We start from the raw sequence: 23,011 nt of genomic DNA on the forward strand, positions 1-23,011 counted from the left end.
AGACAAAGGAAAGTGGATTTCATTGCATCCTTCTCAAGAGGAAGTTTACTTTGATCAACTAATGCACCCGGACAGCGCTCATTATAATATTGGAGGGTGTTTCACAATTGAAGGAAACCTGAATGTAGAGGCCTTCAGAGAGGCCATAGTAAAAACAACCTGTTCAGTCGACACTCTTAGTGTATGTTTTGACTTTTCTGGCGAAGTATTACAACAAACATTCGATCCAAAAAATATAAAATGCGCCATTTCACATTTAGACTTATCAAGAGAAAAAAATCCAGAACTTAAGTTAAGGTGCTGGATAAAAAGCTATTTTTCAACTCCTTTTGATTTAACAAAAAATCATTTTCACGAAAACACATTAATCAAAACAGATAATCAAAAACATAGGTGGGTCGTAAAAGCGCATCACATATTAGTTGACGGACTAGGATACATAAATTACACAAAATTAGTTGCAAAGACGTACAACTGCATCACTAATGGCGAGTCGTTGGAATGGTTAGCAACAATACCTTCTTATGAAAAGTGCGCCATTAACTCTAATCGCTACATTTCGTCTGAGAAATACAAAAAAGACAGGCAGTATTGGATTGACCAATTTTCGACAACCCCCACAATTACCCTTGATAAAAAAAATACAAAAAAAAGCCATAAAAGTAAACACCACTCACTATATTTATCCTCTGATAGCGCAAAAAAATTAAAAAAACTGGAGATTTTATTTAGCACTTCCTTACTCCAGCTAACAATAGCCGCCACATCCATATATTTTTCTAAAATAAAATCCATCGATACACTTACATTCGGGATACCCACTCATAACCGTCAAAATAAAGAAGAAAGGCTGACAATTGGCATGATGACAGGCGTCATGCCTTTTAAAACAAAAATATCGCCAAGAATAACTCTGTCTGAACTATTAAAAAAGGCAAACAAGAAGCTGAGACAAAGCTATAGACACCAGAGGTATCCCATTAGTCACTTGAAACGGGATTTAAGTATAAATTCGAAAAATCATAACAATCTATTTGAAATTCTAATAAACCAAGAGTCATTTAATTTAGACTTTCATCTTGGCAATCTAAGAACTTCATTTGAACACCTATCAAGCGATGATGAGATGACGCCATTACAAATCCGATGGTGCGATTACGGGGCGAATCAGCCTTTACAGCTCAAACTCAGCTATAGAACTGATTATTTTTCAAAAGATGAGGCTGCATTATTGGCGGACAGAATAGTCCATATAATACTCAGCTTTGAGCAATATCATGATCAGTCTATCGACCTCATTCCAATCCTCACTCAACCAGAAACCCAGCAACTGCTCATCGACTGGAACCAAACCGACGCCCCCTTCCCGGCCGAGCAATGCATCCATGAGTTGTTTGAAGCCCAGGCGGCGAAGTCCCCGAACGCCGTGGCGGTCGTATTTGAAGACGACAAATTGACCTATGGCGAACTCAACCGGCGCGCCAATCAGCTGGCTCATTACTTAATCGAACAAGGGGTGAAGCCCGACGCGCTGGTGGGGCTCTGCGTGGAGCGGAGCCTGGACATGATCATTGGATTACTGGGTATCCTGAAAGCCGGCGGGGCTTACGTGCCGCTAGACCCCAGCTATCCCACTGAGCGACTGGGTTACATGATCGAAGACAGCGGCGTTGAGTTAATCGTGACTCAAACGGCGCTAAAGAGATCCATTCCTCCTCTGGCTAACCTAGCCTCTATTTACCTGGATGCGGAAGACCATCAGCAACTACTCTCCCTGTGCTCCGATAGGAATATTGCTAAAGACCGTCTGCAACTGACTTCGCAGCACCTGGCGTATGTGATTTACACCTCGGGTTCGACAGGCAGGCCTAAAGGGACGCTGATACCTCATCAAGGCGTAACGCGGTTAGTTACCGGGAATGACTATGCGCCATTAAACGATAAAACCGTCATGGGCCAGTGCGCGACGATTACATTTGATGCAGCTACATTTGAGATCTGGGGGGCTTTACTTAATGGCGGAAGGCTTGTCCTCTACCCTCAGCCAGTCCTAGACATTCTGCAACTCAATGAATTTATCCACAGCAACCATATCAACACCCTATGGTTAACCTCTGGCTTATTTGATCATTTCGCCAAGGACGCATCCAAGATCAACTCTTTGAAATACCTCCTAACGGGAGGAGATGTAGTTTCGCCTCATACCGTTTCCAAGCTGTATTCCATTAACCCTGACTTAACGATAATTAACGGCTATGGTCCGACTGAAAATACAACCTTTACGTGCTGCTTTACAATTTCCTCCAATATCGATGTAAACCGATCGATTCCTATCGGTCGCCCAATTAAAAACACGTCCGTTTATGTATTATCGCCGAACCAAACACTACAACCCATTGGCGTAGCTGGCGAACTCCATATTGGCGGCGCAGGTCTCGCCCGCGGTTACTTAAATCGCCCCGACCTTACCGCAGAGAAGTTCATTCCGAACCCTTTCAGCGACGATCCTCATGATCGCCTGTACCGCACCGGAGATTTGGTGCGCTGGCTGCCGGATGGCAATCTGGAGTTCCTGGGGCGCATCGATCATCAGGTCAAGATCCGCGGTTTTCGCATTGAGCTTGGGGAAATCGAAGCGGTGCTTTTACAACTTAAGGCCGTCCGGGAGGCCGTTGTGGTAGCTCGCGAAGACCAGAACGATAAACGTCTGGTGGCGTATGTCGTGGTAGTCGCCGATGAGACGACAGAGAGTTCCTTAATTGATGAACTAAGGCAGATAATAAAACAGCAATTGCCGGATTATATGGCGCCCTCGGCGTTTGTAATCCTGGACTCAATGCCGCTAACACCCAACGGCAAAGTCGATCGCAACGCCTTACCCGCCCCGGACTACGCAGCCTCCGTAGATGAGTTTGTAGCGCCGATTACTCCCACGGAATGCAGACTGGCTGACATCTGGCGGTCCCTGCTGCAGATCAACTGCCCCATCAGCGCCAACGCCAACTTTTTTGAGTTGGGGGGACACTCCTTATTAGCCGTTCGCCTAGTCGCTCTCATTAGGGAGGCCTTTTCTGTGGGAGTGACGGTCAAGGACTTGTTCAACACACCGCACCTGTCTGAGATCGCCGCATTAATTGAGCAAAGCGTTCCAACTGCACCCAAAGCGCCCGCCATTACGCCGAGAGATCCGCAAATCACGGAACTCCCCCTGTCCTATGCGCAACAGCGCTTATGGTTTATTGACCACATGGAAGGCGGCAGCGCGCACTACAATATGCCCGGCGCGTTCATACTAGAAGGTCGCTTGAATATAAGCGCATTAAACCATGCTTTATCCACAATCATTGAACGACACGAGAGTCTGCGCACCTGTTTCACAACAGTTGATGGCCGGGCCCATCAGTACGTACTGCCGCCCCCTAATAACTGGGGTGTTGAAGTGGCGGACCTACGCAAAATGGAAGGCGAAGCATTAAACCAAACTATTCAGCAAGTCCAACAAGCCGAAGCCTCAAAACCTTTTGATTTAAGCCGAGACTATCTGCTGCGCGGACGTTTGCTACAGCTTGCCGATCAGCGCGCCTTGTTACTGCTGACCATGCATCATGTCGCTTCCGATGGCTGGTCAATCGGCGTATTGATTCGTGAGCTGAACGCCTTATATACGGCCTTCACCCAAGGGCAATCTAACCCCCTTCCCCCGTTAGCTATCCAATATGCGGACTACGCCCTGTGGCAACGGGAGTATTTGCAAGGCGAGCTGCTGGAGCAGCAAGTGGCGTACTGGCGTCAGCAACTGCAAGGACTGCCGGATGTACATCAGTTGCCCTTGGACCACCCGCGCCCGTCAGCGCAGACCTTTGACGGGGCCGCTTATCACTGCGTCATCGACAACACCCTTAGTGACGCATTCAACCGCTATTGCGTCAGTCGCGGGGCCACGCTGTTTATGGGGTTGCATGCGGCGTTTTCCGTGTTGTTGAGCCGCTACAGCGGCGAAACGGATATTGTGGTCGGCTCCCCTGTCGCCAATCGCGAGCAAGGAGAAGTCGCGTCACTCATCGGCTTCTTTGTGAATACGCTGGTTATGCGTGCGGATCTGTCTGAGAACCCGATCTTCGACGCATTGCTCCAGCAGTGCAGGCAAACGGCGTTGGAGGCCTACGCCCATCAGCAGGTTCCCTTTGAGCAACTGGTTGAAGCGCTACAGCCCGCCCGCCATCTCAGCCATCCCCCGTTATTTCAAGTGATGCTCGCCTTGCAAAACAACCAGCAAGAGACCCTGTCCCTACCCGAACTGACCCTATCGATGCAAACGCCGGAGTTCACGATAGCCAAGTTTGACTTGACCTTGCATGTATCAGAAGAGGCAGAAGGGCTAAAACTGAGTTGGGAATACAACACCCAGCTGTTCGAAGCCGCAACCATTCAGCGCATGGCGAGCCATTTCCAGCAGCTACTCACGGAAATCGTCGCCAGACCGGACCAATCGATCAACACCTACTCCTTGCTTACCCAGCAGGAAACCCAGCAACTGCTCATCGACTGGAACCAGACCTCCGCGCCCTACCCAGCCGAGCAATGCATCCATGAGCTGTTTGAAGCCCAGGCGGCGAAGTCCCCGAACGCCGTGGCGGTGGTTTCTGAAGGCAACGAGTTGACCTATGGCGAACTCAACCGGCGCGCCAATCGGCTGGCTCATTACTTAATCGAACAAGGGGTGAAGTCCGACACGCTGGTGGGGCTTTGTGTAGAGCGCAGTCTGGATATGATTATCGGATTACTGGGTATCCTGAAAGCCGGCGGCGCTTATGTGCCTCTGGACCCAAGCTACCCTATGGAGCGACTGGGTTACATGATCGAAGACAGCGGCGTTGAGTTAGTCGTGACTCAAACAGCGCTAAAGAGATCCATTCCTCCTCTGGCGAACATATCCTCTATTTGCCTGAATGCAGAAGATCATCAGCAATTGCTCTCCCCATACTCCGATAAAAATATCGCTAAAGATCGTTTGCAACTGACTTCGCAGCACTTGGCGTATGTGATTTACACCTCGGGTTCGACAGGAAAACCAAAGGGGGCATGTCTTGCACATCAAGGGCTGGTTAATTTGGCTCTGGCTCAACAATCCTTGTTTGACGTCACCGCGTCCAGCCGGCTATTACAATTTGCTTCGCTTAGTTTTGACGCCGCCACCTGGGAATGGGTTACAGCCCTGACTTCTGGGGCAAGCTTATACATATTCCCTCAATCTACCATACAGTCTGGAGAGCTGCTTTCCAAAAGCGTAGCCCAACATCAACTCACGCACGCACTGCTGCCTCCTCCTCTTTTACCTGTCTTGAATGTTACTGATTGGACCAGCGTCAAAAACCTAATCATAGGCGGCGATGCTTGTTCGGCCTCACTTGCAGGACACTGGTCAAAAGAGCGGACTTTATTTAATGCTTACGGGCCGACGGAATCTACTGTGTACTGCTCACTGTATCGTTATATAAACGAGAGGAGCTCACTGCCAATCGGTTCCCCCATTGCGAATACCCAACTCTATGTATTATCTCCGACCCAATCACTACAACCCATTGGCGTAGCTGGCGAACTCCATATTGGCGGCGCAGGTCTCGCCCGCGGTTACTTAAATCGCCCCGACCTTACCGCAGAGAAGTTCATTCCGAACCCTTTCAGCGACGTTCCTCATGATCGCCTGTATCGCACCGGGGATCTGGTGCGTTGGCTGCCGGATGGAAACCTGGAATTCCTCGGCCGGATCGATCATCAGGTCAAGATCCGCGGCTTCCGCATTGAGCTTGGGGAAATCGAAGCGGTTTTACTGCAGCATGAGGCAGTCCAGGAGTCCGTTGTGGTTGCCCGCGAGGAACAGGGCGATAAACGTCTGGTGGCGTACGTCGTGGCAGTCGCCGATGAGACAACGGCGACTGCCACGATTGAGGATCTAAGGCGGATCATAAAACAGCAATTGCCGGATTATATGACGCCCTCGGCGTTTGTAATCCTGGACTCAATGCCGCTAACGCCCAATGGCAAAGTCGATCGCAACGCCCTGCCAGCCCCGGACTATACGCCTCAGGTTGACTACATTGCGCCAACGTCGCCGATTGAGACGCTGCTTTGCGCGATCTGGCGAGAAGTGCTGGGCCTTGAACAGGTGAGCGTCGGGGCGAACTTCTTTACCGTTGGCGGGGATTCCATAAAGGCCATGCAAGTGGCTTCCAGAGCGCAAAGAGCGGGCCTGGCGTTAACCACCCGCCAGCTGTTTACGCACCAGACTATTGCTGAGCTCGCCCTGCAGGTGACGGCCAAAGCCGGATCCGATGCGCCTCAGGAAGACAGCGCAGGAACGCAGACCTTATTACCCATACAACAACACTTCCTGGCAACCCAGCCCATGGGCGCGCATCATTTTAACCAGGCCGTTCGCGTACCCTTGCCCGCTGGCGTGACGGAAGAGGCCTTGCGTCATGCTCTGGCGGCGATAGTGGCGCGTCATGACGTCTTGCGTCTGGCTTTCCAACAGCAGACCTCGCACTGGCGCGCCAGTTATCTGTCCCTCGCCCCCGCAGCAATAGCGGATACGATACATCGTCTGAACCTACCACCCATGGCGGCGGAGGACGCCCGGCGGCGGCTGATCGCCGAGAAGGCGAACCCGTTACAAGCCAGTTTTGATCTGGCGCAACCGCCGCTAAGCCGCTGGCTGTGGATTTACGATGAGGCCACAGCCGCCAGTGAACTCATTTGGATCATGCATCACTTGATTGTGGACGGCGTGTCATGGCGGGTCTTGCTCCAGGACTTGCAACAGGCGCTTGAGCAATACGCCGCCTCCGCAACGATTACCTTGCAACCCAAAACCAGCAGTTACCAAGCCTGGGCCGAACAACTGGAGGCGTACAGCGAGACATCCGCCTGCCGGCAAACCGCCAGTTACTGGAGACAGACGCTAAGCCTGCCCGCGCCGGACTTACCGGCCCAGCCCTTGTCGTCGACCGATAGCCTGGACTACCAGCGGACGGCTTATCACTCGCTGCAGCTCAGCGAGACCTTGACTCAACAGCTGCTGCAGCAAAGCAATGCCTGTTATCACACCCAGATCAACGACCTGTTATTGACCGCTTTATTATTGGCCGTCACCGACTGGACCGGCGGCGACAGTTTACGCGTTGATCTGGAAGGTCACGGTCGCGAGGCGCTGTTTGAAGACACTAATCTGAGTGAAACCGTCGGCTGGTTCACTTCTGTTTTCCCGGTGCATTTACGCAAGGCGACCAGCGCATCCGCAGACTCAACAGACTCAACAGACTCAACAAACTCAACAAACTCAACAAACTCAACAAACTCAACAAACTCAACAAACTCTGCTGAGATAGGCGAACACATTAAAGCGGTGAAGGAACAGCTGCGACAGATACCGAACAAGGGCATTGATTATGGCGTGTTGCAACGCTTTCAAGCAGACGCCTTGCCCGAGCATCGGCCCTCTGCCGTGGTCTTCAATTATTTAGGTCAGTTTGATCAAGCCAACGCACTTCAGCTGTCCATCACTGACACTGGGGAAAGCGTTGGTCCCCAACTGCAACGCGAGCACCTCCTGGGCTTCAATTGCCTGGCGACTTCCGGACAATGGCGACTCACTTTGGACTATCACTCCAGCCAATTCGCCGCTGAGCACATCGCCGAACTGGCGGACCGCTATCGCTTTTACTTAACCGAGATCATTCGCCATTGCGCCCACTCCGCAGGGAGCCACACGCCTTCTGACTTCCCTCTGGTTAAATTGTCTCAACGCCAGCTCGACCGCCTACAGCAGGACTACCCTGCATTAGAGGATCTCTACCCCAGCACGCCGATGCAGCAAGGGATGTTGTTCCACAGCGAGTTAGGCGGAGACACCGGGGTGTATATGACCCGGCTGGGCATCATGCTGCGCCGGCTTGACCCGCTCCTGTTTCAACAGTGCTGGCGGAGCCTGATAGCGCGCCACGCCATCCTGCGAACCGCCTTTACATCAATAGACGGGCAGGAACCGCTACAGCTTGTTCAATCCCAGGCGGAGGCGCCTTGGCGGCGGCTGGACTGGCGTCCGTTAAGTGAGCTGGAGCAACAGGCGAACCTGCAGGCATTACTGGAAGAGGCTCCCCACTATGACCTACTGCGGGCGCCGCTCATGGATTTTACCCTGGCGCAAACGAGCGACTCCGATTATTGGTTTATCTGGCGTCACCATCATGCTTTGCTGGACGGCTGGTGTTTACCGATACTGTTTAAAGAGCTGCTTACCCTTTATCAACTCGGAGAAAATCAACAGTCCCTCTCGTTACCCACTGTCGCGCCTTACCGAGAATATATCGCTTGGTTGCAACGACAAAGTCCCGCGCAAGCGGAAGACTATTGGCGCGCCTACTTAGCCGGATTTAACGCGCCAACGGCGCTGCCCGGCGCCCGTTCGTCGATCGCCACTGAGGATACACAGCCGCAACAGGAAGCAGGCCTGACTCTCTCCGCAACGCTCACCACGCAGCTTCAGCACCTGGCCCAGAGCCAGCAGGTGACGCTCAATAGCGTCGTGCAAGCCGCATGGGGCCTGTTGCTCAGCCGCTACAGCGGCGAGCAGGATGTGGTGTTTGGCGGCACGCGCTCAGGACGCCCGGAGGCGCTTCCCGGCGCAGAGCAGATGATGGGGCTGTTTATCAACAGCGTCCCCATGCGGCTGCAGCTGACGGATAACCTCTCTATCGCCGACTGCCTGCAACAATTACATAAGGCCCAAGCCACACACGACCAGTACAGCTATGCGCCTTTAGTAGATATTCAACGTTGCAGCGAGGTCGGCGGCGGCCTTCATTTATTCGAATCACTGCTTGTATTTGAAAACTACCCGCTGGACGCCTCATTAATAGAATCCGCGTCGTCTCCAGATCAATTCGCCGTAGGACAGGTCGTCGCCAAAGAGCCGACGAACTACTCCTTGACCTTATCTATAGTTCCCGGGGACCGGCTGCACTTTAAATTGCAGTATCAACCACAGCGCTTCACGAAGGACAGCGTTCGTCGGCTGCTCGCGCATTTACAACAACTTCTCATCGCCATGACTCACACCGAGACCTCCGCGGCGATGAGCGAATTGAATATGCTAACCAAGCAAGAAACACAAAAGCTGCTCATTGACTGGAATCAGACCGCCGCCCCCTTCCCGGCCGAGCAATGCATCCATGAGCTGTTTGAAGCCCAGGCTGCGAAATCTCCGAACGCGGTGGCTGTAATGTTTAATGACGACGCGTTGACCTATGACGAACTCAACCGACGCGCCAATCAGCTGGCCCATTACTTGATCGAACAAGGGGTGAAGTCCGACGCGCTGGTGGGGCTCTGTATGGAGCGGAGCCTGGACATGATCATTGGATTACTGGGTATCCTGAAAGCCGGCGGGGCTTACGTGCCGCTAGACCCAAGCTACCCTATGGAGCGACTGGGTTATATGATCGAAGACAGCGGCGTTGAGTTAGTCGTAACTCAGCAGGCGTTAAAAGATTCCTTTTCCCCTCTGGCGAGCAGGATCTCTATTTTCCTGGATGCGGAAGACCATCAGCAATTGCTCTCCCTATACTCCGATAAAAATATCGCTAAAGATCGTTTGCAACTGACTTCGCAGCACTTGGCGTATGTGATTTACACCTCCGGGTCGACGGGTAAGCCGAAGGGCGTTTTACTTGCACATCAAGGACTGGTTAATTTGGCGCTGGCTCAGCAATCCTTGTTTGAGGTTGCCACGTCCAGCCGGGTATTACAGTTCGCTTCGCTTAGTTTCGACGCCGCCACCTGGGAATGGGTTACAGCCCTGACTTCTGGGGCAAGCTTATACATATTCCCTCAATCTACCATACAGTCTGGAGAGCTGCTTTCCAAAAGCGTAGCCCAACATCAACTCACGCACGCACTGCTGCCTCCTCCTCTTTTACCTGCCTTGAATGTTACCGATTGGACCAGCGTTAAAAACCTAATCATAGGCGGCGATGCTTGTTCGACCTCACTTGCAGAACACTGGTCAAAAGAGCGGACTTTATTTAATGCTTACGGGCCGACGGAATCTACTGTGTACTGCTCACTGTATCGTTATATAAACGAAAGGAGCTCACTGCCAATCGGTTCTCCCATTGCGAATACCCAACTCTATGTATTATCGCCGACCCAGTCACTACAACCCATTGGCGTAGCTGGCGAACTCCATATTGGCGGCGCGGGTCTCGCTCGCGGTTACTTATATCGCCCCGACCTTACCGCAGAGAAGTTCATTCCGAACCCTTTCAGCGACGATCCTCATGATCGCCTGTATCGCACTGGGGATCTGGTGCGCTGGCTGCCGGATGGAAACCTGGAATTCCTCGGCCGGATCGATCATCAGGTCAAGATCCGCGGCTTCCGCATTGAGCTTGGGGAAATCGAAGCGGTTTTACTGCAGCATGAGGCGGTCCAGGAGGCCGTTGTGGTTGCCCGCGAGGAACAGGGCGATAAACGTCTGGTGGCGTATGTAATCACCGAGACTGGCAGTAGCTTGGCTGAAGAGCAATTATCCCGTGAATTAAGACGCACCATTACGCAACAATTGCCTGACTACATGACGCCCTCGGCGTTTGTAATTCTGGACTCAATGCCGCTAACGCCTAACGGCAAAGTCGATCGCAACGCCCTGCCAGCCCCGGACTACGCCGCTTCGGCGGATGAGTTTGTGGCGCCGGTTACCACCACGGAATGCAAACTAGCTGACATCTGGCGATCACTGCTGCAGATCGACCGCCCTATCAGCGCCAACGCCAACTTTTTTGAGTCGGGGGGACACTCCCTATTAGCTATTCGCCTGGTCGCTCTCATTCGGGAGGTTTTTTCTGTGGGAGTGACGGTCAAGGACTTGTTCAACACACCGCATCTGTCTGAGATCGCCGCATTAATTGAGCAAAGCGTTCCAACCGCACCCAAAGCGCCCGCCATTACGCCGAGAGATCCGCAAATCACGGAACTCCCCCTGTCCTATGCGCAACAGCGCTTATGGTTTATTGAGCACATGGAAGGCGGCAGCGCCCACTACAATATGCCCGGCGCGTTCATGCTGGAAGGTCGCTTGAATATAAGCGCATTAAACCATGCTTTATCCACAATCATTGAACGACACGAGAGTCTGCGCACCTGTTTCACAACAGTTGATGGCCGGGCCCATCAGTATGTGCTGCCGCCTCCCGCAGAATGGGCTCTTGAGGTAGTAGACCTGCGCGCCTTGAATGCCGCTGAATTACAAGAAGCCACTCAGCAACGCCAGCTAACCGAAGCCGCGACACCCTTCGATTTAAGCCGAGACTATCTGCTGCGCGGGCAGTTACTACAGCTTGCCGATCAGCGCGCCTTGTTACTGCTGACCATGCATCATGTCGCTTCCGATGGCTGGTCAATCGGCGTCTTGGTCCGTGAGCTGAACGCCTTGTATGCAGCTTTCGTTCAGGGCCAATCCAATCCCCTGCCCCCGTTAGCTATCCAATATGCGGACTACGCCCTGTGGCAACGGGAGTATTTGCAAGGCGAGCTGCTGGAGCAGCAAGTGGCGTACTGGCGTCAGCAACTGCAAGGACTGCCGGATGTACATCAGTTGCCCTTGGACCACCCGCGCCCGTCAGCGCAGACCTTTGACGGGGCCGCTTATCACTGCGTCATCGACAACACCCTTAGTGACGCATTCAACCGCTATTGCGTCAGTCGCGGGGCCACGCTGTTTATGGGGTTGCATGCGGCGTTTTCCGTGTTGTTGAGCCGCTACAGCGGCGAAACGGATATTGTGGTCGGCTCCCCTGTCGCCAATCGCGAGCAAGGAGAAGTCGCGTCACTCATCGGCTTCTTTGTGAATACGCTGGTTATGCGTGCGGATCTGTCTGAGAACCCGATCTTCGACGCATTGCTCCAGCAGTGCAGGCAAACGGCGTTGGAGGCCTACGCCCATCAGCAGGTTCCCTTTGAGCAACTGGTTGAAGCGCTACAGCCCGCCCGCCATCTCAGCCATCCCCCGTTATTTCAAGTGATGCTCGCCTTGCAAAACAACCAGCAAGAGACCCTGTCCCTACCCGAACTGACCCTATCGATGCAAACGCCGGAGTTCACGATAGCCAAGTTTGACTTGACCTTGCATGTATCAGAAGAGGCAGAAGGGCTAAAACTGAGTTGGGAATACAACACCCAGCTGTTCGAAGCCGCAACCATTCAGCGCATGGCGAGCCATTTCCAGCAGCTACTCACGGAAATCGTCGCCAGACCGGACCAATCGATCAACACCTACTCCTTGCTTACCCAGCAGGAAACCCAGCAACTGCTCATCGACTGGAACCAGACCTCCGCGCCCTACCCAGCCGAGCAATGCATCCATGAGCTGTTTGAAGCCCAGGCGGCGAAGTCCCCGAACGCCGTGGCGGTGGTTTCTGAAGGCAACGAGTTGACCTATGGCGAACTCAACCGGCGCGCCAATCGGCTGGCTCATTACTTAATCGAACAAGGGGTGAAGTCCGACACGCTGGTGGGGCTTTGTGTAGAGCGCAGTCTGGATATGATTATCGGATTACTGGGTATCCTGAAAGCCGGCGGGGCTTACGTGCCGCTAGACCCCAGCTATCCCACTGAGCGACTGGGTTACATGATCGAAGACAGCGGCGTTGAGTTAATCGTGACTCAAACGGCGCTAAAGAGATCCATTCCTCCTCTGGCTAACCTAGCCTCTATTTACCTGGATGCGGAAGACCATCAGCAACTACTCTCCCTGTGCTCCGATAGGAATATTGCTAAAGACCGTCTGCAACTGACTTCGCAGCACCTGGCGTATGTGATTTACACCTCGGGTTCGACAGGCAGGCCTAAAGGGACGCTGATACCTCATCAAGGCGTAACGCGGTTAGTTACCGGGAATGACTATGCGCCATTAAACGATAAAACCGTCATGGGCCAGTGCGCGACGATTACATTTGATGCAGCTACATTTGAGATCTGGGGGGCTTTACTTAATGGCGGAAGGCTTGTCCTCTACCCTCAGCCAGTCCTAGACATTCTGCAACTCAATGAATTTATCCACAGCAACCATATCAACACCCTATGGTTAACCTCTGGCTTATTTGATCATTTCGCCAAGGACGCATCCAAGATCAACTCTTTGAAATACCTCCTAACGGGAGGAGATGTAGTTTCGCCTCATACCGTTTCCAAGCTGTATTCCATTAACCCTGACTTAACGATAATTAACGGCTATGGTCCGACTGAAAATACAACCTTTACGTGCTGCTTTACAATTTCCTCCAATATCGATGTAAACCGATCGATTCCTATCGGTCGCCCAATTAAAAACACGTCCGTTTATGTATTATCGCCGAACCAAACACTACAACCCATTGGCGTAGCTGGCGAACTCCATATTGGCGGCGCAGGTCTCGCCCGCGGTTACTTAAATCGCCCCGACCTTACCGCAGAGAAGTTCATTCCGAACCCTTTCAGCGACGATCCTCATGATCGCCTGTACCGCACCGGAGATTTGGTGCGCTGGCTGCCGGATGGCAATCTGGAGTTCCTGGGGCGCATCGATCATCAGGTCAAGATCCGCGGTTTTCGCATTGAGCTTGGGGAAATCGAGGCGGTTTTACTGCAGCATGAGGCTGTCCAGGAGGCCGTTGTAGTTGCTCGCGAGGACCGGGGAGATAAACGTCTGGTGGCGTATGTAATCACCGAGACTGGCAGTAGCTTGGCTGAAGAGCAATTATCCCGTGAATTAAGACGCACCATTACGCAACAATTGCCTGACTACATGACGCCCTCGGCGTTTGTAATCCTGGACTCAATGCCGCTAACGCCCAACGGCAAAGTCGATCGCAACGCCCTGCCGGCCCCGGACTACGCTGCCTCTGCAGATGAGTTTGTGGCGCCGGCTACCCCTACGGAATGCAAACTAGCTGACATATGGCGATCACTGCTGCAGATCGACCGCCCTATCAGCGCCAACGCTAACTTCTTTGCATCGGGAGGACATTCTTTACTAGTGATAAGGTTAGTTTCAGCAATTAGTGATCAGTTGGGCGTCCAAATAGCCGTAAGAGATATTTTTGGGCATTCACAGTTAAAAGACTTAGCCACATACATTGACGCCTATCGTGTCGGAGATAAGCACAAAGAGTGGAAGCCGCTGGTAAGATTATCGGACGAAACATTATCGAATGAAGCATTCCCTAAATTATTCTGCGTACCTGGAGCGGGGGGATTTAGTATTGCTTATCAGGCGCTGTCTGACGCGCTAAGTCAGTTTGCGCAAGTATTAGTATTTGAAGCCAAAGGACTTGATGGAACTCAAGAGCCTCATAGAGATTGGAATTCATTGATTAGCTGTTACTTGGATGCAATTACTATCGAGCAACCGATAGGGCCCTACTACTTATTAGGTCACTCTTTTGGCGGACGGGTAGTATTTGAGCTGGCGAAGAAACTGGAAGCACGCAGCCAGGAGGTGCATGTCATTATTTTAGATACAGTGCTATCTAACACTGTCTTTTCCGGTGAAGTTACCGCCATGCCGGACATGAGTGTCGCAGAAAAAGTGTTGCATGTTGTCGATGAGTTTCTTGGGGAAACGTCTAGAGATCCAAACCACCATTTTCCATCAGCGGAGGAGGAGCTGAAGCAGTTAATGGTAATAGGAGGCCTACTCCCCACCAATGGCAATACCCAACTACTGGATGGGTTCTTAGCCGTTTATGCTACCCAAGACTCACTATTCAATCAATATGAGCCAAGCGGCAGGTTACATGGAAAGCTTCTTTTCTTATACAGCGAAGATTCTTTCTCAACGAAGTTACTTCGTTTGGCCGTTGAAAACTACAACCAGCTATGCGCCCAACCCATTAATGCGCACAAAGTGGATGGCGGACATGTATCAATGTTGAGAGCTAACAACGTTCATTCTATTGCCTCAGCTATTGCACCTATTCTGAATACAGAGAGGAATATTCGCATGAATAGCGAAAGCAATGAGGAGGAAATGCTTTTGTAGAAATGGGGATATGGCTTCTTCCTGCCCTCCGGCGCTCTACCAAGCCTGCAAGAAGGAGCCCCTCCCCTAACAACCATCAACAGGCGTATCTGCTTTACATTGAGGAGTACGCATAACGAAAAACGCCTCCATATAGGAGGCGTTTCCATAAAGGCTTGGTATGACGCTTTACTGATATCCCCTTCGTATGGAGGATGTATAAGCGCTAACCGATTACAGCTTTATTAAACCATTAAGCAGCCAACCAGCTCTCAACAGTTTCTTTGCCGTATTGTTCTTTCCACGCGTTCAGAACTTTGTGGTTACCGCCGCGGGTTTCAACTACTTCGCCAGTCTGTGGGTTTTTGTAGACTTTCAAAGGACGCGCGCCACGACGCTTGTCAGAAGCGGAAGCTTTGGAAGGCGCTTTATCGGGGCCCAGCAGGTTCAGCAGTTCGTCGGAAGAAACGTTGTAGGTCTTCATCAGTTCTTCTAACTGCTTTTTGAATTCCAGACTCTTTTTCAGCTCATCGTCATTTTCCAGCGCTTCCAGTTTCTTTTTCAGCGCTTCGATTTCAGCAAGAGTATTTTCGTAGGCGTTAATCTTTTTCATTTCTTATCCCCAATGTAATTATGAAAACTATTGATTTCGGGCCATCTACAGCCTGACCAATACAATACGAGTTGGAAGCGGAGTATAACGCAAAGTTATTAAGCATCAAGCATTTTCACTTATAAAGCACAATTATTTACTAATAAATAACATTACCGTCATATTAATTTTTGTTGTATCGACTCTACCCTTACGCAAATTCGATCACTTTATAATCAAAGCTATTGTGATGCGAACTATACAGCCAGATAAAACCACTTATACATAGACGGTCTGGCGCCACGTTAATAAGTGATAACTATGATGGCGTGAGTGATTCGAGTGGATACGGGATCTTTACGAGGTATGAGAATTACGATTACTTCAAACTCCACCAAAACCAGAGCCGATGTTCCTTGTCGCCTGAAGCGTAGTCTCCGCGTCCGGCCATAATATCCTGCAATCCCTGCATTAGTATCTGAGCGCCCTGTTTCGATATATCCAGACAAGGTTTGTCTTCAGTTTCACTAATGATCCATTGTTCCGCCCTATCCGGCGTATAGATCAGTTTGAGTTTGGGGAAGGTAATAACCTGATCGCTGCAGTTCGCCACTGCAGCCGCGGCGTCAGGCTTGCTTAAGGTTAAGGTGCGGAATAGAGCGTCATTAGCCTGAGTACATTGCCCCAATAACTGCAAAAGTGAATCGGCGCCGGTTGCATCCGCGCTCAAATGCCAGCCGGCGTAATCGCTGGGGTTGGTTTTATAGCGCCAGAAATATATTTCTCCCTGCTGGCGCCACGAATAAAGATCTGTCGTTGTCGATTTATTCTGCTTCATCTTCTCTATGGGCGATAATCAAGTCGTTCACATCGTCACATAGCTTCTTAAAGCTTTCCACTATCGCCGTGCCGCCGACTTCAATGTAGTAAACCGGGCATTTTCCATCTTCCGCATTTTCAATATCGAGAAACAACAGGCTTTCCGGTTGCGCGATGACATCCAGATCCCCCACTTCAAAGTCGCCGTCAATAAAGCCGGTGACTAAAAACGGAATTTTGGTGTCCAGGTCCAAATTTTCAGGCATGCCGTCGCAAAAGAGATCGTCGAAAAAACATTCCGCGTCGCTTTCATCCACCTGCGATAGATCAAAGATCATCGCATCACGCGCCTCACCCTCAATCTCCACAGACACAGGACGCCACATTAAATCCGAGTATCTTTCATAGATGCTTCTTAACATGTCTTCACCTCTAACCTTGGAAATGAGAAATAACACCGTTCTAACGCGTTACCATTTCCCTATGGGTCAAAGCGAAACGAATCTATATAAGAGTAGAGTATGTCAGGGATTTCTTTATATGAAACTTTAATGGCTAAGCGCAGGGGCGCCACCTGAGCAGGATATGACGCGCAGGCAGTAGATAGATAGTAGTCGTCAAACTCATCCCTGAGTCAGTTTTTCACACTGTCATGTACCCTCTGACCTGCTCTTTATCCATGTCCGCTTTCTGGCCGGACAGAACGACGGAGCCGCGATCCAGCACGGCATAGTTATCGGCGAGTTCGTAGGCGAAGTCGAGGTACTGTTCGATCAGCACAATGGCCATGTCACCCCTGTCGCGCAGTCTGCCGATGACGCTCTGGATATCCTTGATGATGGATGGCTGGATGCCTTCCGTCGGCTCGTCCAACATCAGGAGTTTGGGACGGGTGACCAGGGCGCGGGCGATGGCGAGCTGCTGTTGCTGCCCGCCAGAAAGATCACCGCCGCGACGCTTAAGCATACTTTTCAGTACGGGAAACAGTGTGAAAATTTCCTCCGGTATGCTGCGCTGACTGCGAGGAATAGCGGCGAAGCCGGTTTTCAGATTTTCCAGCACCGTGAGCTGGGAGAATATCTCGCGCCCCTGGGGCACATAGGCGATGCCCAGTTTGGCGCGATCATGGGGGGAGAGTCGCGCAATATCGCGCCCCTGCCAGAGCACCGCGCCTTTTTTGACGGGATGGCGACCGGACAATGCCCGCAGCAGCGATGTCTTGCCGACTCCGTTGCGACCCAGAATGCAGGACACCTTGCCCGCCTCCGCTTCCATACTGACGCCATATAAGGCCTGACTGGCGCCGTAAAACAAGTCTACGTTCTGTACGTTCAACATATGACATTACTCGATTATTCTGTCGCTGTTTGATCCAGGGGCGTCGATTTATCGTTACCGCCCCAGATAAACCTCAATCACCTGCTGATTCTTCTGCACCTGATCCAGCGAACCCTCGGCCAGAACGCGCCCTTCGTGCAGCACCGTGACTTTGCATTGCAGCGCGCGCACGAAATCCATGTCGTGCTCCACGACCACCAGGGAATGCTGTTTGGAGACAGCCTTGAACAACTCGGCGGTTTTCTCGGTTTCCACGTCAGTCATTCCCGCCGCCGGCTCATCGATCAGCAGCAATTCCGGCCCTTGTATCAGCAACATGCCAATCTCCAGCCATTGCTTCTGCCCATGCGAGAGAGCGCCAGCGAGTTCGTCCGTCCTGGCGCTGAGATCCACCAGCGTCAGGATTTCATCAATGCGGGTTTTCTGGGCCTTGCTCAGTCGATGGAAGAAGGCCTCATACACCTTGCGACCGCCTTGCAGCGCCAGTTCCAGGTTTTCAAACACAGTCAGCGACTCAATCACCGTCGGCTTCTGGAATTTGCGGCCGACGCCCATATTGGCGATTTCAGCCTCATCATGCTGAGTCAGATCAACGTTATTGTTGAACAGCACCTGCCCCGTGTCTGGCCGCGTCTTGCCGGTAATGACATCCATCATGGTGGTCTTACCCGCGCCGTTTGGGCCGATGATCGCGCGCAATTCTCCCGGGGCCAGAATCAATGACAAACTGTTCAGCGCCTTGAAGCCATCGAAGCTGACGGAAACGCCGTTTAAATAAAGAATGCTGGGTTGTTGCAGATGTTTCGCTTGCATGATCTTTCCTTATGAGCTGGGACTGACTTCCACCGCTTTCCCGGCGCGCAGGTCAGCTGCGGCGGGACGCGAAGGCTCACTTGGCGTCGACGCGGCGGAACCGGTAGTCGTGACGGCGTCCCCAGACACTTCAGACTGCGTTGGTGACGCCGACTTTTCCCTTGGACGGATGCGTTCAAGCAACCCAACCAGCCCTTTGGGTAGAAACAACGTCGTGACCACGAATAAAGCGCCCAGGCAATACAGCCAAAGCTCAGGAAACGCCCCCGTGAAATAGCTTTTCGCGTAGTTCACCGCCATCGCCCCAATGACTGCGCCATACAGCGTGCCGCGCCCGCCGACAGCCACCCAGATAATGATCTCGATGGAGTTGATGGGGGAAAACTCACCAGGATTAATAATGCCCACCTGGGGGACATAGAGCGCGCCGGCAATTCCCGCGAGCACCGAGGAGACGACGAAAACAAAGAGTTTGTATTTGTCCACCCGATAGCCCAGAAACCGCGTGCGCGCTTCCGCATCGCGCACCGCCACCAGGACGCGTCCCAGTTTGGAGTTAACGATGCGGCGACACAGAACATAGCCCACCATAAGCGACACGGCGGAGGCGATGAACAGGCCGCAGCGAGTGGCGTCCGATTGCAGGTTAAAGCCCAGCAAATCCTTGAAGTCGGTCAGGCCATTATTGCCGCCGAATCCCATATCGTTACGGAAAAACGCCAGCATCAAGGCGTAAGTCAGCGCCTGAGTAATAATGGAGAGATAAACGCCGGTGACCCGCGAACGAAACGCCAGCCAGCCGAACACGAACGCCAACAGCCCCGGCGCCAGCGCTACCATCAGCATGGCGAAGCCGAAATTATCGAAGCCGTGCCAATACCAGGGCAGCTCTTTCCAGTTCAAAAACACCATGAAGTCCGGCAACAACGGATCGCCGTATACGCCCCGCTCGCCGATCTGGCGCATCAGGTACATCCCCATCGCATAACCACCCAAGGCAAAAAAAGCGCCGTGCCCCAGACTGAGAATCCCGCAGTATCCCCAAATCAGGTCAACCGCCAGCGCCAAGAGGGCATAGCAGAGGTACTTTCCAAGCAATGTCACCGTGTAAGTGGACACGTGCAGCGCCGAGCCCGGCGCCATAGTCAGATTCAACAGCGGCACGATCACCGCCAGCGCAACCAGCGCCAGCAGCAGATAGCGGCCGCCTTTATCGTTCATGAGAAGTCGAGTGACAGGTCCCAACTGCATCGTCATCAGCCCTCCACCGCGCGGCCCTTGAGGGCGAACATGCCCCTCGGGTATTTCTGGATAAATAGAATGATGAAAACCAGCACCAGAATTTTCGCCAGCACCGCGCCAGCAAAAGGCTCCATCAGTTTATTAGCGACCCCCAGGGACATGGCCCCAACGAACGTGCCCATGATATTGCCCACGCCGCCGAACACCACCACCATGAATGAGTCGATGATGTAGGACTGGCCCAGATTGGGGCCGACATTGGTTAACTGACTCAACGCCACGCCGGCGATACCGGCGATGCCGGAGCCCAGACCAAAGGTCAGCGCATCCAGCCAGCCAGTGCGAATCCCCATGGAGCTGGCCATGGGCCGGTTTTGCGTCACCGCCCGCATTTGCAGTCCGAACTGGGTTTTACGCAGCAACGCCGCCAGCGCCAGCAGCACCAGAATGCTGAAGATAATGATGTATAAACGGTTGTAGGTCAGAGACAGTGCGCCGTTGATCTCAATAGAACCCGACATCCAGGCCGGCGTAATAACGGATTGATTCAAGGAACCAAAAACGGTTCTGACCAGTTGCTGCAGACACAGGCTAATGCCAAAAGTGGCCAATAGGGTTTCCAGTGGGCGGCCGTAAAGAAAACGGATCACGCCACGCTCGATCACGACGCCCGCCAGCCCCGACACCAGAAACGCCGCAGGAATGGCGACAAATAAAGAGTGCTCAATATGGTTCGGCATCCATTGCTGAATCACATAAGTGGTGTAGGCGCCCAGCATGATCATCTCGCCGTGGGCCATATTGATGACTCCCATCACGCCAAATGTGATGGCCAGCCCTACCGCCGCCAGCAACAACACTGCGCCCAGACTGACGCCGAAGTACACGTTCTCCACGCCTTTATTGAAGGCGACCAGGCTTTCAATCGCATCCAACGCCTCCTGCGCCGCCTGCCTTACGGCTGGGTCCGGCTCCAGGAACTCGCCCTGGCCGTTGGTGTTCAGAAAGCTGCGCAGCAGCGAACGCACTTCCACATACAGCTCGCCCTGCAGTTGCTCTATCGCCGCCACCCGACTCTGCGTTGTTTCGCCATAGCGCGCCTGCAACATGGCCAGATCGACAGATAACAGCTCTTGAACGGGCGCATCCTGCTCTTTCTCCAGCGCGCGCTGCAGTAGAGGAATATTGCTCGCGTCATCGGATTTCATCATATTGCGCGCCGCTTCCAGACGCACATTTACATCCGGCGCACGCAATTGCAGCGCCGCCAGACTTTCCCGCAGCAATTGCCGCAGGGAATTATTCACACTGATCTTCTTGAACGCGCGCTTCTCGACATCCTCCGTCACCTCGCCGGTCAGCGCGTTTTTCGCAGAGTAAAGATCATTGGCGTAGCGCAAGATAACCACCTCGCCCTCGCCTTTCTTGGCGTATTGCAGATCGCCTTCCAGCAACGCGCTGAGAATGGGAGCGACCTGGGGATCGTCAATCTCGCTTAATTTGCTGACGAGCTGCTCTTTTTCAGCAAAGCCCGCCGTCTTTAATTGGGTAAGTATGGGTTCCAGGCGAGCGTCAGCGGGCTCCGCCTGCGCGCCGGAGCCCAGCACCCACATACATATCATTAACAGCGCGCAGCCCAGTCTTGCAAAACTCAGCCGCGAGCTTGAGGAAAACAGGAGGGAAAGTCGTCGCATGGGTTACTCTTTCCGTAGCGGTTTACGCCCGGCGGAAGTCTGCGCTGTGACGCCAGTCGAAGCCGGCGTCACAGTAATTTCCGCGATGGGATGGGCGTTATCGATTAATAGTTTTGCCCGGAGCACTTGCCGGTTTTGACGTTGTAGTTGCCGCAACTCAAAGGCAGGGTCCAGTCCGCCGTCAGGTCTTTGCTGCCCGGCAGATAGTCGGACCAGGCGTCGCCCATGACAGCGCCGGAAGTGCGCCACACGGTTTCAAACTGACCGTCTTCCTGAATTTCGCCTATCAGCACCGGTTTGGTGATGTGGTGGTTCGGCATCATGGTGGCGTAGCCGCCGGACAGGTTAGGCACCGTGACGCCGACAATCGCCTGACCGACTGCGTCTGGATCGGTAGTCCCGGCTTTCTTGACCGCTTCCGCCCACATGTTGAAGCCGATGAAGTGCGCTTCCATGGGGTCGTTGGTGACGCGTTTTTTATCCTTGATAAAGGTTTTCCAGGAATCGATGAATTCATCGTTCGCTTCCGCGTCCACACTCATGAAATAGTTCCAGGCCGCCAGGTGGCCGACCAGGGGCTTGGTGTCCAGACCGGACAACTCTTCTTCACCCACGGAGAAGGCCACGACCGGGATGTCTTCCGCGGAAATGCCCTGGTTGCCCAGCTCTTTATAGAAAGGCACGTTGGCGTCGCCGTTGATGGTGGAGACGACTGCGGTTTTCTTGCCGGCGGAACCGAACTTCTTGATGTCGGAGACGATGCTCTGCCAGTCGGAGTGTCCGAAAGGCGTGTAGTTGATCATGATGTCTTCCTGTTTAACGCCTTTCGATTTCAGATAGGCTTCCAGGATTTTGTTGGTGGTGCGCGGATACACATAGTCGGTGCCCGCCAGCACCCAGCGCTTCACGCCCAGCTCATTCATCAGATAGTCGACCGCAGGCACCGCCTGCTGGTTAGGCGCGGCGCCGGTATAGAAAACGTTCTTGGAGGACTCTTCCCCTTCGTATTGCACCGGATAGAACAACAGGCCGTTCAGCTCTTCAAACACCGGCAGTACGGATTTGCGCGAGACGGAGGTCCAGCAGCCGAACACCACATCCACTTTGTCTTTTTCCAACAGCTCGCGCGCTTTCTCTGCGAACAGCGGCCAGTTGGAAGCGGGATCAACCACGACGGCTTCAAGCTTCTTGCCAAGCAGGCCGCCCTTCTTGTTTTGCTCATCCACGAGCATGAGAACTGTATCCTTCAGAGTTGTCTCGCTGATAGCCATGGTTCCGCTCAGGCTGTGCAGAACGCCCACCTTGATGGTGTCCGCCGCCTGCGCCAGGGAGGCGCTGATCGAAAGGGCCAACGCGCTCAAACCAATCCCAACACGCCTAGACATTTTTTTCATTGTACGAACTCCGATACGGGTTAATGTTGTGAGTTTCTCCCGTCGCAAGCAACGCACGCAGTGT

The 23,011-nt window shown here is 52.8% G+C and carries 9 protein-coding genes; 1 reads left to right on the top strand and 8 read right to left on the bottom strand.

Going from position 1 to position 23,011, the window contains the following annotated elements:
• Nucleotides 1-61 precede the first annotated feature (61 nt).
• A complete protein-coding gene (locus ACQYWX_RS20685; RefSeq protein WP_431689526.1) occupies nucleotides 62-15,076 on the top strand; it encodes an amino acid adenylation domain-containing protein in 15,015 nt (5,004 codons plus the stop codon).
• 232 nt (nucleotides 15,077-15,308) lie between these two features.
• Here ACQYWX_RS20685 and ACQYWX_RS20690 read toward each other — a convergent pair whose 3' ends face one another.
• The 8 genes from ACQYWX_RS20690 to urtA all read right to left on the bottom strand — a co-directional run bounded on the left by ACQYWX_RS20690 (nucleotide 15,309) and on the right by urtA (nucleotide 22,947).
• The gene (locus ACQYWX_RS20690; RefSeq protein WP_279508180.1) at nucleotides 15,309-15,668 is read right to left on the bottom strand and encodes a histone-like nucleoid-structuring protein, MvaT/MvaU family; all 360 of its coding nucleotides are present in this window, start codon (nucleotides 15,666-15,668) and stop codon (nucleotides 15,309-15,311) included.
• A 358-nt stretch (nucleotides 15,669-16,026) separates the two neighbouring features.
• Nucleotides 16,027-16,485, bottom strand: a complete 459-nt coding sequence (locus tag ACQYWX_RS20695; RefSeq protein WP_216737380.1) for a hypothetical protein — start codon at nucleotides 16,483-16,485, stop codon at nucleotides 16,027-16,029.
• Nucleotides 16,472-16,888 (bottom strand): hypothetical protein, encoded by a 417-nt coding sequence (locus ACQYWX_RS20700; protein ID WP_216737379.1) that lies wholly within the window; start codon nucleotides 16,886-16,888, stop codon nucleotides 16,472-16,474. Before ACQYWX_RS20700 ends, ACQYWX_RS20695 begins: the two co-directional genes overlap by 14 nt.
• Before the next feature lie 220 nt (nucleotides 16,889-17,108).
• Nucleotides 17,109-17,804 carry an urea ABC transporter ATP-binding subunit UrtE gene (gene urtE / locus ACQYWX_RS20705; protein ID WP_011398282.1) on the bottom strand — a complete coding sequence of 232 codons (696 nt, stop codon included), beginning with the start codon at nucleotides 17,802-17,804 and terminating at the stop codon, nucleotides 17,109-17,111.
• Between the two features lie 54 nt (nucleotides 17,805-17,858).
• A complete protein-coding gene (urtD, locus tag ACQYWX_RS20710; RefSeq protein WP_431686181.1) occupies nucleotides 17,859-18,617 on the bottom strand; it encodes an urea ABC transporter ATP-binding protein UrtD in 759 nt (252 codons plus the stop codon).
• Nucleotides 18,618-18,626: 9 nt separating this feature from the next.
• Complete coding sequence (gene urtC / locus ACQYWX_RS20715; protein ID WP_431686182.1) at nucleotides 18,627-19,874, bottom strand: urea ABC transporter permease subunit UrtC; 1,248 nt, start codon at nucleotides 19,872-19,874, stop codon at nucleotides 18,627-18,629.
• A complete protein-coding gene (urtB, locus tag ACQYWX_RS20720; RefSeq protein ID WP_431686183.1) occupies nucleotides 19,874-21,553 on the bottom strand; it encodes an urea ABC transporter permease subunit UrtB in 1,680 nt (559 codons plus the stop codon). The genes urtC and urtB overlap by 1 nt, the downstream gene beginning before the upstream one ends.
• A gap of 104 nt (nucleotides 21,554-21,657) precedes the next feature.
• Nucleotides 21,658-22,947, bottom strand: a complete 1,290-nt coding sequence (gene urtA, locus ACQYWX_RS20725; RefSeq protein ID WP_431686184.1) for an urea ABC transporter substrate-binding protein — start codon at nucleotides 22,945-22,947, stop codon at nucleotides 21,658-21,660.
• Nucleotides 22,948-23,011: the final 64 nt, after the last annotated feature.

This window comes from Hahella sp. NBU794, from assembly GCF_050749805.1.
In the GTDB taxonomy this organism is placed as follows: Bacteria; Pseudomonadota; Gammaproteobacteria; order Pseudomonadales; family Oleiphilaceae; genus Hahella.